Origin of the sequence: Halovibrio variabilis (assembly GCF_007991175.1) — a bacterium.
GTDB lineage: Bacteria > Pseudomonadota > Gammaproteobacteria > Pseudomonadales > Halomonadaceae > Vreelandella > Vreelandella variabilis.
Map to the genome: position 1 here is coordinate 25,690 of NZ_BJXV01000017.1, position 15,596 is coordinate 41,285.

General features: G+C 54.7%; 13 protein-coding genes. 10 read left to right on the plus strand and 3 right to left on the minus strand.

Annotated elements, in window-relative coordinates; translation table 11 throughout:
* Positions 1–44 precede the first annotated feature (44 nt).
* The 10 genes from HVA01_RS14105 (at position 45) to pncB (ending at position 11,877) form a co-directional block, all read left to right on the plus strand.
* Positions 45–1,613: a PD-(D/E)XK nuclease domain-containing ATP-binding protein gene (locus HVA01_RS14105; protein ID WP_146876106.1), complete on the plus strand. Its 1,569-nt coding sequence runs from the start codon at positions 45–47 to the stop codon at positions 1,611–1,613.
* A gap of 199 nt (positions 1,614–1,812) precedes the next feature.
* Positions 1,813–2,022, plus strand: coding sequence for a lysine N(6)-hydroxylase/L-ornithine N(5)-oxygenase family protein (locus HVA01_RS14115; protein ID WP_246129648.1), 210 nt, complete (start codon positions 1,813–1,815; stop codon positions 2,020–2,022).
* Positions 2,023–2,181: 159 nt separating this feature from the next.
* Entirely contained in the window at positions 2,182–4,386 is a 2,205-nt protein-coding gene (locus tag HVA01_RS14120; RefSeq protein ID WP_146876053.1) for a TonB-dependent siderophore receptor, read from the plus strand.
* Between the two features lie 206 nt (positions 4,387–4,592).
* The gene (locus HVA01_RS14125) at positions 4,593–5,441 is read left to right on the plus strand and encodes an ABC transporter substrate-binding protein (protein ID WP_246129650.1); all 849 of its coding nucleotides are present in this window, start codon (positions 4,593–4,595) and stop codon (positions 5,439–5,441) included.
* The gene (locus tag HVA01_RS17700; RefSeq protein ID WP_246129652.1) at positions 5,428–5,610 is read left to right on the plus strand and encodes a TonB-dependent receptor; all 183 of its coding nucleotides are present in this window, start codon (positions 5,428–5,430) and stop codon (positions 5,608–5,610) included. Before HVA01_RS14125 ends, HVA01_RS17700 begins: the two co-directional genes overlap by 14 nt.
* 162 nt (positions 5,611–5,772) lie before the next feature.
* Positions 5,773–6,735 (plus strand): ABC transporter substrate-binding protein, encoded by a 963-nt coding sequence (locus HVA01_RS14135; protein ID WP_170243522.1) that lies wholly within the window; start codon positions 5,773–5,775, stop codon positions 6,733–6,735.
* Positions 6,736–6,884: 149 nt separating this feature from the next.
* On the plus strand, positions 6,885–8,447 hold the full coding sequence (locus HVA01_RS14140) for a PD-(D/E)XK nuclease domain-containing ATP-binding protein (RefSeq protein WP_218031559.1): 1,563 nt from the start codon (positions 6,885–6,887) through the stop codon (positions 8,445–8,447).
* Positions 8,448–8,570: 123 nt separating this feature from the next.
* The gene (locus HVA01_RS14145) at positions 8,571–9,374 is read left to right on the plus strand and encodes an inositol monophosphatase family protein (protein WP_146876056.1); all 804 of its coding nucleotides are present in this window, start codon (positions 8,571–8,573) and stop codon (positions 9,372–9,374) included.
* 346 nt (positions 9,375–9,720) lie between these two features.
* Positions 9,721–10,488: an ABC transporter ATP-binding protein gene (locus HVA01_RS14150; protein ID WP_146876057.1), complete on the plus strand. Its 768-nt coding sequence runs from the start codon at positions 9,721–9,723 to the stop codon at positions 10,486–10,488.
* A 189-nt stretch (positions 10,489–10,677) separates the two neighbouring features.
* Positions 10,678–11,877: a nicotinate phosphoribosyltransferase gene (gene pncB / locus HVA01_RS14155; protein WP_146876058.1), complete on the plus strand. Its 1,200-nt coding sequence runs from the start codon at positions 10,678–10,680 to the stop codon at positions 11,875–11,877.
* 45 nt (positions 11,878–11,922) lie between these two features.
* Here the strand turns inward: pncB and HVA01_RS14160 are convergent, their stop codons facing one another.
* From HVA01_RS14160 to HVA01_RS14170, 3 genes are read right to left on the minus strand one after another with little or no spacing between them, the layout of a single operon-like run.
* A complete protein-coding gene (locus tag HVA01_RS14160) occupies positions 11,923–13,011 on the minus strand; it encodes a DUF1513 domain-containing protein (protein WP_146876059.1) in 1,089 nt (362 codons plus the stop codon).
* 3 nt (positions 13,012–13,014) lie between these two features.
* A complete protein-coding gene (locus tag HVA01_RS14165) occupies positions 13,015–14,040 on the minus strand; it encodes an imelysin family protein (protein WP_246129654.1) in 1,026 nt (341 codons plus the stop codon).
* 46 nt (positions 14,041–14,086) lie between these two features.
* On the minus strand, positions 14,087–15,577 hold the full coding sequence (locus tag HVA01_RS14170) for a di-heme oxidoreductase family protein (protein ID WP_246129656.1): 1,491 nt from the start codon (positions 15,575–15,577) through the stop codon (positions 14,087–14,089).
* Between the last annotated feature and the right edge of the window lie 19 nt (positions 15,578–15,596).

Below are 15,596 nucleotides of genomic sequence, written 5' to 3' on the forward strand. Positions count from 1 at the left end.
GACTGTTAGCCATATCGCTGCTTTTGCTCTGGAGACCCACCGTGATGGATTCCCACCGCCGTAAGCTCCCCATCGGGATTCAGACGTTCTCGGATATCCGCGAGGGCAACTATTACTACGTCGATAAGACCCCGCATATCGAGCGCCTAGTCAACCAGAACAAGTACTACTTCCTCTCGCGACCACGCCGCTTTGGCAAAAGCCTGTTGCTGGATACTCTGCGCTGCCTGTTTGAAGGTCGCCAGGCGCTGTTCGAAGGGCTGTATATCCATGACAAGTGGGACTGGCAGCAGCGCTATCCGGTGATTCGTATTAGCTTTTCAGACGGTGTTATCCATAGCCGTGAAGGGCTTGATCAGCATATCCATGAACTATTGGGCGGCGAGATTAAGCGTCTGGGCTTAACGCTGGATAACACCACTATCGCTGGCAGATTTCGGGAGCTTATTCAGTTAGCGCATCAGCAATATGGCCAACCCGTGGTTGTTCTAATTGACGAGTACGACAAGCCGATTCTGGATAACATCCTGGTGCCCGAACGCGCCCGAGAACTGCGCGAAGGTTTGAAGAATCTTTACAGCGTGCTTAAAGACGCCGACCCCCACCTGCACTTCGTGCTGCTTACCGGCGTTTCCAAATTCAGCAAGGTCAGTCTTTTCTCGGGATTGAATAACCTCAACGATATCACCCTGGATGCCCCTTTTAGCACCATTTGCGGCTATACCGACGAGGACATCGATACGGTGTTCGCCCCGGAACTTTCTGGGTTAGACCGTCAGGAAATCAAACATTGGTATAACGGCTATCGCTGGGGTGGCCGTGAGACAACGTCCGTCTACAATCCCTTCGACGTGTTGCTGCTATTCCAGAAACGCGAGTTCGCCCCTTACTGGTTTGAGTCCGCGACACCGACGTTTTTGGTCGACATTCTTAAGCAGCGCGGGGTATTTACCCCCTCATTGGATCATTGGGAAACCGAGTATGAACTGCTCAGCCAGTTTGATGTTGACCAGATCAGCACCGAAGGCCTGCTGTTTCAAACCGGCTACCTGACCATCCAGCAGGTAGAAGAGCCCCTGCGGGGCTACCGCCAGTACACTCTGGGCTTTCCTAACCGCGAAGTCGAAACCAGCCTTAACCATGCGCTACTGCCGTCACTGGGCGTCGAAAACGCCCCGCGTGAGCGCCGAACGCTGTTTCGTCATTTAAGCCAGCACGACCTCGCCGGCTTAGAAGTTCACCTCAAAGCGCTCTACGCCGGGCTGCCTCACGATTGGTACCGCAACAATCCGATTGCCCGCTACGAAGGGCATTATGCGAGTGTCTTTTACAGCCATTTTGCGGCCTTGGGGCTGGATGTGACGGTGGAAGACGCCAGTCACCATGGCAAGGTGGATATGAGCGTGGATTTTGGCGGGCAACTCTACCTGTTCGAGTTCAAGGTAGTCGAGCAACTGCCAGAAGGTAAAGCGCTCGAGCAGATCAAACACAAGGGCTACGCCGACAAACACCGCGCCTCAGGTAAGCCCATTCATCTGATCGGGGTGGAGTTTTCCAGCGCCCGGCGCCAGATTGTGGCGTTTGAGGTGGAGACTTTACCTAAAGGCGCTTGAACTACCCTTAGCTCACCAACACGACGACAGTACGCTTGTTGCCTCCTCCCCTCCACACTAGTCGACTGCTCTGTCGCCAGCAGCTTGCCGCTCTCCCTTCTCACTAAACGATCCGCGAGGTGGAAGTAGCGGTCATCATGGGTAATCTCACCAGCCCTTCTACAAGAATACAAGAAGCACCAACTATTCAGCATCAGACTTGGCGCTGATTCAGGAAATTTACAATGTGTTCTACCAGCAAGAAGTAACCGGTCAGGCCCGCCACCGCCATAAGGTAATCGGTAGTGAAGCAGGTACCGACGGCGTTGAGCTACTTGTGCGCGATTTGGAGAGCAGCCATACGGAGTCCACCCGCTACGACGCCCTACGGCACCACTTTAGTCACCATCCAAGCCCAATAGATGTTTAGTTGCCGCCGCATAGGGCACGGCATGGATGATAAATAGAGCGCCTCTTGCCACAGGTACCATTTTGAGCAACAGGTGGTTGCAAGACAGCATAAATTCAGAACATAATGCTAATAATAACAATTACTATTAACGTATAAATATCATTCAAGGGAATTACTATGCACCAACTTCGTACCGGCCTGCGCAGGCAACTGTTCACTGTGGCCATTGCTAATGCCTGCGCTGCGACGCTATTCGCGGCGCCGGCAGCTTCCGCTCAAAGCACCACAACGCAGGAGCCAGAAAACGACGAGGCGACCAATACCTTGCCCACCCTTCAGGTAACCGGCGAGTACCAGCGTGATGCCACGACGGAAGGAACAGACTCATATACAACTGACGCAATGAATACGGCGACGCGGCTAGGCTTATCCATTCGTGAAACGCCACAATCAGTATCCGTTATCAGCCGCCAGCTGATTGATGATATGCAGTTGGAATCACTGACGGATGTGGTCAATACAGCGACAGGCCTCACTTCAACCCAGCAAGATAGCCAGAGGCATGTTTTTTCAGCACGTGGCTTTGAGATAAATAATTATCAAATTGATGGTGTACCAACAGCTTGGGAAAGTGGTTACTCCGCTGGTGAATCACAAATGGACACCATACTTTATGACCGTATTGAGATTGTTCGCGGTGCGAGCGGACTGACTTCCGGCGCGGGAGATCCTTCGGCTGCGATTAACCTTGTACGCAAGAAAGCGGATAGTAAGGAATTTACTGGGCATACCACTGTCAGTGCTGGGAGTTGGGATCGCTATCAGAGTACTGTGGATATGTCGACGCCACTAAATGAAGCTGGAACCGTGCGTGGCCGCGTCGTTGGCAGCTATCTCGAAGAAGGTTCTTTTATTGATTCGCTGGAAAATGAAAAATCTGTTTTTTATGGCACTGTCGCTGCCGATCTCACTGATAATACCTTGATGAACATTGGCATCAGCCAACAGCAAAACAGGCCCACCGGCTCAACCTGGGGTGGTTTGCCTACTTGGTTTAGTAATGGAGAAAGAACAGATTGGTCTCGTTCTAAAACGGTCGGCGCAGACTGGACAAGATGGGATTCAGAAGTCACCAACTACTTCGTGAACCTTGAGCATAACTTTGATTCAGGTGCATCAGTTTACGCAGCTTATAGCAAAAGCATTAATCATGCTGACTTACCCTTAGTCTATTTGTACGGTTCTCCAGATAGGCAAACCGGCCTTGGAATGAGTGCGCTTCCAGCTTGGTATGAGTTTGAACGAGAGCAGGACAATATCGATATCTATGGTAACCTGCCATTTGAATTTTCCGGTCGTGACCATGAGGTGACTGCAGGGCTGATGCACAACAAGCAGGACTTTACTTCCGAACGTCGGAATCCACTGAGTGCACCACCAGTCGGCAATTTCTATGAATGGGATGGCTCATATCCAGAGCCTGAGTGGGGACCCAAAACACCCTATACAAGAAGAGAAACTGAACAACTTGGTGGTTATGCCGCTTTACGCTTATCGCTGGCTGACCCACTGACACTAATCCTGGGTAGTCGCGTTACTAACTGGGACATTGAAGGTATGAAATCAAATGGTGACTTCTATGATTTTAGTCATCATCAGGTAATTACACCTTATGCTGGCTTAATCTACGATATTAATGATGTCTATTCAGCTTATGTCAGCTATACAGATATTTTCAACCCGCAAGACGCGCAGGATAGAAATGGCAGTTATCTTGATCCAGTGGAAGGTAAAAACTATGAAACCGGTATCAAAGCAGAGTATTTTGAAGGGCGTCTGAACGCCATGCTATCAGTATATCGGATTGATCAGGATAACCTGGCACAGACCGATACGGGATATTTGATTCCTGGAACCACTGACCAGGCCTCATATGCGGCGGAAGGCACCACCAGTATCGGCTATGAGTTTGAAGTGTCAGGTGCTATTACCGATGATTGGAACCTTATGTTCGGTTGGTCACAGTTCCATGCCGAAGATGCCGATGGCTCAGCAGTAAATACCGATCAACCTCGCCGCACCGCAACTCTGTTCACTACCTATAAACTAAATGATTTAACCCTCGGTGGCGGTTTCAATTGGCAAAGCTCAAACTACACAATAGCAACCAACCCTTTGGGAAACAGCGAAGAAATAAAACAGGGTAGTTATTCGCTTGCTCGCTTGATGGCCAGATATCAGATGACTCCGGAATTAAGCGCTCAGCTTAATATCAACAACCTATTTGATGAGAAGTATTACACCAATAGTGGTGCTTGGTTCAGTCAGTTGGCATACGGCGCTCCACGCAGCGCAAACTTGACATTAAAATATGACTTCTAAAGCATCAGCATAGCAATATTAAAAACTTTCTTATCAAATATTGACCCAGTCCTATCTATTTAGGGCTGGGTATTTTAATAAAGAAAATTGCTGCCAAAAGATAATATTTTCTAATGTATGTCTAGGCACCGGCATCGGCGGGTTATTCTTTTAACTTAATACCTGAACCCATGACCGTCATGTTACATGTCTCTAAGGCGCGACACATGAAGTTTTTAACGGCAGCACTAGCGTTTCTTACATTCTGCAGCACTGCATATGCGGGCGAAAGACAACCTATTGCCACTTTCGACTGGGCTGTTACAGAAACCCTGAGTATGCTGGACATTGGCCCGCTAGGCGTAACGCAACTGGAAACTTATAACGAGTGGGCAGATAACGGGCTTATCGCATATGATGCTATAGAGCTGGGCTTTGGCCCGATGCCAAACCTTGAGCTGATGTCGCATCTAAACCCTGCACTCATAATAGGCGGTCTTACACCTCTGAATGAAAAACTATCGCATATCGCACCCACGGAAAATATCTCCTTATTTCCGATTACAGGCGACCCTTGGCAGGCAGTGCACGATTTCACTCTGGCTTTAGCGGCGCGACTGGGGCATCAAAAGGATGCAAAGCGTCTTATCCTTGAATCTGAACAACAACTCGCTAGGCTCAACCATAAGCTTTCTGCAGACCAAGCCCCCCTTCTTATTATCCAATTTAGGGATGATCGTCATGTCTGGATATATGGCGAAAACAGTCTATTTCAAGGCATTTTGGATCAACTTGGCCTTACCAATGCCTGGAATAAACCAACCAACCATGTAGGGGTTTCCACTGTCAGCATCGATGAACTACCCGCCATTGAAGGTAGATTGGTTGTTTTGAAGAGCCCTCATTATACTGCCAGCATTGGCGATCGCCTCAACCGTGGCGGGCTATGGCAAGCGTTGCTACGTGTACGCGGTGGCAAAACTGTCTATCTCCCTGTCAATTACTGGACTCTGGGAGGCCTTCCCTCTGCCATGCGTTTCGCCGAAACCTTGGTAGAAACGCTTGAAGATACGTAAATTGGTCGAAGACCTGATCGACGCCACTTTCCAGACACAAATAGGCGAAGTGCGCTCTCGGGGCTTCGAGCTGGAGGTCAAGACGGAGATCGGCCTCAATGCCAACTTGGTCACTGCTTATGCCTACACCGATGCCCGAAACCAACAAAAGCAGCCCGGCGACGCCTGAAAAAGTCGGCGAACGAAGCGTAAGCTCCCTACAACCAGTTCTCGCTATGGGGTGACTATCGCTCCAGTGTTGTCGGTCTACCGGGGCTGAAACTGGGTACCGGTGTACACTCTATCAGTGATGACGGTAGCACTTATTTATCCGCAAAACACAGGCATGATTGTGACCTATCAAAACGAGACATTTAATCGCCCCGTACGTCATAAAAGCATGGCCTTACCGATCGCGTTGCTCATCAGTTTCTTCATGGGCAACGCATCAATGGCCAGCGAGGAAAACACCCAGGCGCCATTAGCAACGTTTGATTTCGCCATCGCGGAGACCCTCAATGCGATTGGTCATCCGCCGAGGTTTCTGTCAGGCCTTGAGGGGTACGAAACATATTCACGGCAAGAGGAAATTCTGCCTCATGCGATTAACCTCGGCTACCGCCACTTCCCAAACCTTGAACTGCTTTCAAGCGATCCGCCACAACATATTCTGATTTCACCGCCTGCTCATGCCAGCTTACTCCCTAGGCTCAGAAAAATTGCTGATGTAATGGCGTACCCGCTTTATAAGTATGCCGATGTTGAAGACGGCCATAACGACTGGGATACGATCGAAGGGCTGACGCGTCAGCTTGGCGATTTGGTGGAAGATCCTGACGCGGCGGAACATTATATCGAGCAATCCAGCCATCACTTCGCGGCGTTGAAACGACAGCTTAATGGTATCGACTCACCTATTTTACTCGTGCGCCTGATGGATGAGCGCCATGCCCGCATATATGGCGAAGGAAGCGTTGAAGGCATGATGTTAAACCGCCTTGGCCTTCAGAACGCTTGGCAGGGGGATTTTGGCCGATGGGGAATGACAACCATCAGCGCAACGCCTCTGTTTGATGTCGATGCCAAATTGGTGTTTCTTGATAGCCCCTACGGCCCGGACGGGGGTGTAAGACAACTCCTCTCCGATGGTCAGTGGCGACACTTGCCAAGCGTGAAACAGGGAAACTATACGATTATTCCCGTCAACTATTGGTCCTGGGGAGGTTTACCTGCCGCCCAACGCTTTGCTGACAGCCTTGCCAGCCATCTGACTGAGAGCGATCACTCAGGCAGTGCCTCTGTCGATACAAACTAGTGGCTCACTTTTCTCGTCTAAAGCAGTAAACATCGCCCGGCGTGGTCACATGCACCCTCCACTGGCAGGCTCGTCACTGCGCAATGCAATCGGTGAGCATGCTAGACTATTGACCATAACGTTGTTTTTTGCTCTGGAGACCCACCGTGATGGATGCCCAACGCCGTAAACTCCCCATCGGGATTCAGACGTTCTCGGATATCCGCGAGGGCAACTATTACTACGTCGATAAAACCCCGCATGTTGAGCGCTTGGTTAACCAGAACAAATACTACTTCCTCTCGCGGCCGCGCCGCTTCGGCAAAAGCCTGTTGCTGGATACCTTGCGCTGCCTGTTTGAAGGCCGCCAAGCGCTGTTTGAAGGACTTTATATCCACGACAAGTGGGACTGGCAGCAACGCTATCCGGTGATTCGTATTAGCTTTGCCGATGGCGTGATGCAGAGCCGTGAAGGGCTGGACGAGCGTATTCGTGAGCAGCTAAGGGTTCAACGCGAGCAGCTCGGCATTACCCAGCACCACAAAACTGACATACCCGGCGAATTTTCCGCCCTCATCCGCGCCGCCCACCAGCAAAGCGGCCAGCGGGTGGTCGTCCTGATCGACGAGTATGATAAGCCGATTCTGGACAATATCCTGGTGCCGGAGCGTGCCCGTGAACTGCGCGAAGGCCTGAAAAACCTTTACAGCGTGCTTAAAGACGCCGACCCGCACTTGCACTTTGTGCTGCTGACCGGTGTGTCCAAATTCAGCAAGGTCAGTCTTTTCTCGGGATTGAATAATCTCAACGATATCACCCTGGATGCCCCCTTCAGTACGCTTTGCGGTTATACCGACGCGGATATCGATACGGTGTTCGCCCCGGAACTTCCCGGCCTTGATCGCGAAGCAATTCGCCAGTGGTACAACGGCTACCGTTGGGGTGGCAGCGAGATCACATCTGTCTATAACCCCTTTGACGTGCTACTACTGTTTCAGAAACGCGCGTTCGGCCCTTACTGGTTTGAGTCTGCAACGCCGACATTTTTGGTCGACATTCTTAAGCAGCGCGGGGTATTTACCCCCTCATTGGATCATTGGGAAACCGAGTATGAACTGCTCAGCCAGTTTGATGTGGATCAGATCAGCACCGAAGGCCTGCTGTTTCAAACCGGCTACCTGACTATTCAGCAGATAGAAGAGCCCCTGCGGGGCTACCGCCAGTACACCCTGGGCTTTCCTAACCGCGAAGTCGAAACCAGCCTCAACCATGCGCTACTGCCTTCGCTGGGCGTCGAAAACGCTCCGCGTGAGCGCCGTACGCTGTTTCGCCATTTAAGCCAGCACGATCTTGCCGGCTTAGAAACACACCTCAAAGCCCTTTACGCCGGGCTCCCTCACGATTGGTACCGCAACAATCCCATTGCCAAATATGAAGGCCACTATGCCAGTGTCTTTTACAGCCACTTTGCGGCCTTGGGGCTGGATGTGACGGTGGAAGACGCCAGTCACCACGGCAAGGTGGATATGTGCGTGGACTTTGGTGGGCAACTCTACCTGTTTGAGTTCAAGGTGGTGGAGCAACTGCCGGAAGGCACCGCTCTGGCGCAGATCAAACACAAGGGCTATGCCGACAAACACCGTGCCTCCGGCAAACCCATACACCTGATCGGCGTGGAGTTTTCCAGCGCCCAGCGCCAGATTGTGGCCTTTGAAGTGGAGACCTTGGCTTAGCGAGTGGGCTATTTGCCGCTGTCATCGTCGTGTCATTCGCTACTAGTTACATTGATAGAAGATTCATATCTCTCATGTACTAAACACGACGAACGCCCAGCCGTTCTATTCAGGGGAAACACGATGCTTGATAGCAGCAATGACCTGCTCGAAACGGTAAAGCAAGCGGCCTATGAGGCCGGCGCTTTGTTGCGCGAAGGGTATGCAAAAGAGGGGCGAGTGGCTTTTGAGCAAAAGGGCGCATCGGACTTTGTTACCTACTACGATACAACGGCTGAGAATATCATTATCGACTGCATCAGCAGCACGTTTCCTGACATCGCTTTTCTTGGCGAGGAGAGCGGCCTGACACCCAGCACCGATAGCGACTATACCGTGGTGATTGACCCCCTGGATGGCACCAACAATTTCCTCCACAGGGTGCCTCACTTCTCGGTTTCGATTGCGGTTACTCAGGGCGATGAGTTGATCATTGGGGTCGTCTACCAACCGCTGCTTGATGAAATGCTTTGGGCGGCCAAAGGCTCTGGCGCCTTCCTCAATGACCGGCAGCTCACTACGCCTGACGCTCGCCCGATGACCGAAATGCTGGTGAGCACCTGCCTGCCCTACCACGCCAAAGGCGACTGCGCGATTGCCTTGCAGCAACTCACCGCGCTAATGCCCCAGGTAGCCGGCATTCGCAGCCCCGGCTCTGCGGCGTTAGAAATCGCCTACCTCAGTCTGGGCCGCTTTGATGCCTTTTGGTCTCAGGGTGCCAAGCTCGACTTTTGGGACATTGCCGCGGGTATTGTGATCGCCCGAGAAGCAGGCTTTACCGTTACCGACCTCACTGGCGAGCCAAATCCTCGTCAGTGGAATAGCCTAATTGCGGCACACCCCGAGCGGCATAGCCAACTGCTAGCGTGTTTAAAAGCGTTCTCATGAAAATCTAAAGATAGGTGCCGGGGTTGGTGTGGTGCCACTGGGCGTCGTACCGCCGCCACCCGCGGGTGCCTCAAACGCTCGCTGAACTCGCTTTCTCGTTACCACGCGCTACAAGTGCCACAAAGTTGCATCGGTGGGGTTTCGTAGCGCGGCGTAAGCGTCAGCGCACCCGCGACGGCGGCCCGGCGCGGAAGCAGCGCAAGCAGAGGCTAGCTGACTGAGACTTATCATTTCCCCAAGCTGCGTTTGCCATCTCTTAGTAAATCTTTTCATTTTTTTGTTAAAAATGAGAACTATTAGCACTAGAATGGAGCCATTATCATTAACGCATCGCTAGGAGTGATTCATGTTCGAGGTCAAAGGCGCCACCTTCGAAATCAATGGCAAGCCGATCCTAACGCCCATTGAACATAGCTTTCAGGAAGGAAAGATTTACGGCCTGATTGGCCACAATGGCTCAGGCAAGTCGACCTTGATAAAACTCATGGCGCAGCAGCAGCCTACCAGTCAGGGAGAAATCCACTTTGACCAGCGCCCACTGAGTGATTGGGGCAACCGCGAGTTCGCCCGCCAAGTCGCTTACCTCCCCCAACATCTGCCCAGCGCTGAGAGCCTTACCGGGCGGGAACTGGTGTCCTTTGGGCGCTACCCATGGCACGGTTTGCTCGGGCGCCACACCCAGAAAGACAAAGATGCCATTGACCGCGCCATTGCCCTCACCCATACCGAAGACTTCGCCGACCGCCTGGTCGATACGCTTTCCGGCGGCGAGCGCCAACGGGTCTGGCTGGCCATGCTACTGGCCCAAGGCAGCCGTTTTCTACTCTTGGATGAACCACTGGCAGCGCTGGATATCGCCCACCAGATGGAAGTGCTGGAGTTGATTCGCAAGCTATGCGATGAGCTAAACCTTGGGGTGATTATCGTGCTGCACGATATCAACATGGCCTCGCGCTACTGCGATGAACTGATGGCGTTGCACAGCGGCCGTCTACTGGCCTGCGGCTCCCCAAACGACCTGATGTGCGATAGCACGCTGGAAGCGATTTACGGGCTCCCCATGCAGGTCATGAAACACCCTAACGGAGAGCACAATATCGCCGTGGCGCAGTAAATTAAAATACTATCAATGGTTCAGGTTGCGTCTGTGCATTCAAAAAAATAACGATGTTGCTCGCTTGCTACTCATGCGCGAGAGCGCATTGGCGACGGCGGCATCCTTAATCAGTACTCACTATGATCAAGGAGACAGCATGCACCATGTGAGGGCCCTGTTTACCCAGCGCCATGCCAGGAAGGTTTTATGACGGCTACTTACCGCGAAGGTCCGATCATTACCTCGCTGCTGGACACCGACTGGTACAAGATCACCATGATGCAGGGGGTGCACCACAAATACCCCAACGCCAGTGTGGCCTGGGAGTTTCGTTGCCGTAACTCGGAGGATCTCGCGCCTTACATCAGCGAGATTCGCGAACAGATCGATCGGCTGGCGACGCTCAAACTCAGCGCGGATGAATCGGCGTACCTCAGCTCGGTTCCCTATCTCACGCCGGACTTCATACGTTTTCTCGAGCTATTCCGCTTCCGCCCTGAGTACGTCGACGTCTTCATGGAGGGGCAAGAGCTATGCATCGTCATCGACGGCCCCTGGACGCACAGCATTTTGTTTGAGATCGTCATTTTGGCGATCATAAGCGAAGTACGTAATCGAGTACTCTACCCTAAGGTGACCATTGAAGAGGCAGTGAGCCAGCTACGCCAGAAGCTCGCTACCCTGCGTCAGCACTATACTCCCGAACAACTAGCAGGCTTCAACCTTGCCGACTTTGGCACTCGCCGCCGCCTTTCCCAGCCGGTGCAGGAAGCCATCATCACGATATTAAGCCAGGAGTTTCCAGGCAACTTCGTGGGCACCAGCAATGTGGATATCGCACGGCGCCACGGGCTCGCCCCCATGGGCACCATGGCCCACGAATGGGTCATGGCCCACCAGCAACTCGGCAGCCGCTTAGTTGACAGCCAGCGTGCCGCACTTGAAGCCTGGGTGCAGGAGTATCGCGGCCACCTGGGTATTGCACTGACTGACACCATCACGCTCGACGCCTTTCTGCATGATTTTGACCTGTATTTTGCCAAGCTCTTCGATGGGTTGCGCCACGACAGCGGCGACCCGATGCTCTTTGCCGAAAAATGCATTCGCCATTACGAGGCATTGGGCATTGACCCGCGCAGCAAAACCTTGATCTTCAGTGACGCCTTGACCTTCGACAAGGCCATGGAGATCAAAACGGCCCTGGAGGGCAGGATCAAGACCAGTTTCGGGATTGGCACAAGCCTTACCTGCGACGTGCCCGGCCTCAAGCCCATGAACATGGTGATCAAAATGGTGTCCTGCAACGGCCAGCCCGTCGCCAAGATATCCGATGAACCCGGCAAAACCACCTCAAGAGACCAGAACTTCGTCAACTACCTAAAGCAGGTATTCCAAGTGGCGCATTAAGGCCGCTCGAACTTACTATGCCCCGCTGGTGTTTAATCACGCGTATCAGGTCAGATGGTTATCCCACAGCATATCCAGGCGGGCGAGCAGCTTGGGCGATGCCTGATTGAGCGACACGCGGTAGAGCCCGCCCTGGCCGGAAGAGACCAGAAAGCCACCGTTGCCATCGCAGCGGGCGCCGGCGGCATCGGGCAGTTCCAGGTTAGCAAGAAGCTTGCCTTGCGCAGCATCCAGCAGCAGCACCCGGTTGCCTCGGGGTGCAGTGACCAGGGCATTTGCCGAAACCCGGCTAAACGCCACGCTGGCGGTGTATTGTTGCAGGCTGGCGGTGACATCCTCAGGCAGCGCCAGCTCAGAAAACTGGCCATCGGCATCCAGACAGCAGATCAACGGGTGGGCCTCCCACTCGGGGCCTTCGAACTGGTAGCCGGCGATTACCGTGCCGTCTGCCGCGACATCGAGATGACGACAGCTGAGCTGGTGGTGCGAGGGTTCATGGCGGGCCAGTATCTCGCCGCTGTGGCGATCCATCAGCATCAACGCCGGTGCCATGGTCGCCAAGTTGAGCTTTACCCGGCCGTAGTCAGGATGCGTCTGGATGCCGCCCAAGCCAATCACCAGGGTGTCACCGTCCGGCATCAGCCGAAGCTCGTGAGGGCCAATACCGTCCAGTGGCATATCGCGCACATGGGCGTAGTCATTGGCCGCATCGTAAACCCGCACCAGCCCGGCGCTGTCCGCCAGGCGATTGGCGGTGACATACAGGTAGCGCCCGCTTTGATCGAATACGCCATGCCCGTAGAAGTGGTAGCCCTCTCCCGCCGCAATAGTATGGGCGAGTTGGCGGCTGTCGCCATCGATCACATGCATCCGCGTGCCGGGGCGGCGGGCAAACAGCACCGCCTGGCGGGAATCAGGCCGTAAACAACCGCCGTGACAGCGCTCGGGCACTTCTATCATAAAGCGGGTCTTGCCATCCAGCGCCACCCCGGCAATGAAATGCCCGCCGCGGGGATCATCCACCGCGCTAAATAGCCAATCCACCTCTTCACGGGCGGGCAGCGCCCAGCTCAGTGGCGTCAGCGCCATGACCATACTGCCCAGCACTACTTTGAGTACTTGGCGTCGGTGCATAGCTTAATCTCCATCGCTGGAATTAAAGCCGCGCATCAGACCCAGTTCAGCGGCTATCTCATTACCCAGCAGGTGGCGCAGCTGGCTGATGTCGAGGTAGAGCGATTGCAAGCCGCGAAACGCCTCTTCGTATTCAAGGGCTGGCACTAAGCCCGACGGCTGTTCGCTGGCCTGGGCGAGCGTCTTATCGAGCTGGTCACGAAACGCCTCGGCTAGGGGAAGTGCATCGGCCTCGCGCAGCAAGGCGGTTAAGCCCGGCAAGAAGCCGGTACGCAGGCCCTCCAGGCTACTCGCTACCAAACGAACCGATTGTTCACTACGCCAGGCTTCGGCCAGATAGCCATTAGCAGGCGCGCCTTTGAGGCCCATGGGCTCACCGAGGCGTTTATCCTCAAGTTGCTCAAGGGCCTGAATGGCACTGGCCAGCGTGGTTTCGGTGTAGTCAGACATATCAAGATAGTGCTCGCCAAAGGCCTGCCAGTCGCGATGCAACGCGCTTGTGGTATCCGCCAGATGGGTCGTAATGGCCTGCATCAGCGCGCAGGCGTTGGGGTCGCTGAGGGCTCGCCCGTCCTCCATGGCGTCGTCATAGAGCAGATATTCCAGCGCTGGAAAGCCCTGGATCGCCACGCTGTCCCTGGCGATCGCCTGGGCATCGGGCGCGGCGGGGGCTTTCAGCCAGCCGTTCACCTTACGGCCGACCAGGTTTTTGCGATCCGGCCAGAACTGCAGTTGCCAGCCTCGGCTGTTCTGTTCGACCGGGCCAAACTGAATAAAGCGCACTGCCTGCCAGGCTTGATAGGCGCTCAGCCAGTCATTTTCCAGCCGCTGCCTGAGCGATTCGTCGGGGGCTTGGCAAAAGCGCGCGGCGCTGGCCTCCAAACGCTCGGACGCATCGCTCAGCTCGGCATACTGCATCGCCATCGCGCCGTGCCAAATATCCCGCGGCGCGGGCGTGTCCGCCGCAAAAGAAAGCGGTGCCGCCAATAGCGTACAAGCCAGTAAACCCAGCCGTCGAAATGCAGCCATCACATAAACTCCTTGGCAATCAAGCCTTTCAACAATTCAACAACACTTATAGCGATTCAAGGAAACGGATGAGTTCAGCGCGCTGGTCTTCAGGCAGCTCACGGTACCCTTGGGTGGCCTCTTCGGCTTCGCCACCGTGCCAGAGAACTGCCTCTTCCAGGGTGCGGGCGCGGCCGTCGTGGAGAAAGCCCGCGCGGGGGTTAACCGTTTGCGCCAGGCCGATGCCCCATAGTGGTGGGGTACGCCACTCGCGGCCATCAGCTTTGAACTCACTACGATGATCGGCCAGGGCGTCGCCCATGTCGTGGAGCAGCAGATCGCTGTAGGGCCAGATGATCTGATCCGCCAGCGCCGGGCGGTCAGCATCCGCAGCGGTGCGATGGCGCGGCGTGTGGCAGCTGGCGCAGCCCAGCGCGTTGAACCGCTCGGCGCCTTGTTTCACTGCCGGGTCATCCATGTTGCGGCGCATTGGCACTGCCAGGCTAGAGGCATAGAAGGTCACAAAGCCGGCCACGTCATCGCTGACTTCAGGCGTTCCGCCGTTGGGAAAGCCGTCGCAGCCCTGGCTTTCCATGCAGTCGGTTTGCGGCACTAAGCTGGAGGTCAGTCCCATATCGCCGGCGAAGGCGTGCAAGCCCTGCTGCTCAATACTGGGTTCGCCGGCCTTCCAGCCGAATCGCCCCATGACGGTGCTAAAACTGCGCACATCCCAAACCTGGTTGGCGCGCCCGGAGATACCGTCGCCATCGGCGTCGTCAGGATCGGCGGCGGCGATCAGATCCGCTTCGGGAATCGCTTCCAGTAATCCCAGACCCGTCATGGGGGGGGCCAGGCGGGGCGAGGTGTGTAGCGCCTCGGGCAGCTCGCCGTAAGCGGGTTCAGCAATTGAGTAGAGTGGTTCCTGCAGGGTAACGCTAGCGCCATCGGCGAGACTAACCTCCCGTGGGCGATACTCGATGACCAGCTTGCCCTCAGGCTGGGCGCCGGGAATCGCCGCGGTTTGCAGCTGCAGGCCGTAGTTGGGTACCGGAAGTGCACCGCGCTGTTCCAGCGTCGCGGCGTCGGCTTGGTTAGCGGGCAGCGAGAGGCGCAGAAAGAGCGCGATGGGGTTTTCGTCGCCGGTCGGCGGGTGTCCGCGGCCATCTTTTATGTGGCAGCCCTGACAGCTATTGGTGTTGAATAGCGGGCCCAGGCCGTCGCGGGCCTCGGTACTGGCGGGAGCCGCCACCCAGGGATTACGGAAGAAACTGTTGCCAACGCTGAAGTCCAAGCGTTTGGTCATTGACATATTGCCCAGTGGCAGCGAATAGGCGTTGTGGTCGAACTGCTCCACCGACCCATCGCCGCCGCTCATGGGCGTCGTTTGAATGGGATAATCGTGGGTAGGTGATTCGGCTGCCAGCAAGGGCGCTGCCAACAGGGCCAGTAAGAAACTGCTGCGGGCTAATGTGTTGGGCAGCCACTTGGCGAAGATAATAAACGAGGGTAAGCGGTACATGGTGATACCTTGAGAAGGATGGTACTGAATGCGAGCCATTCAAAAAAACCAACAGAGC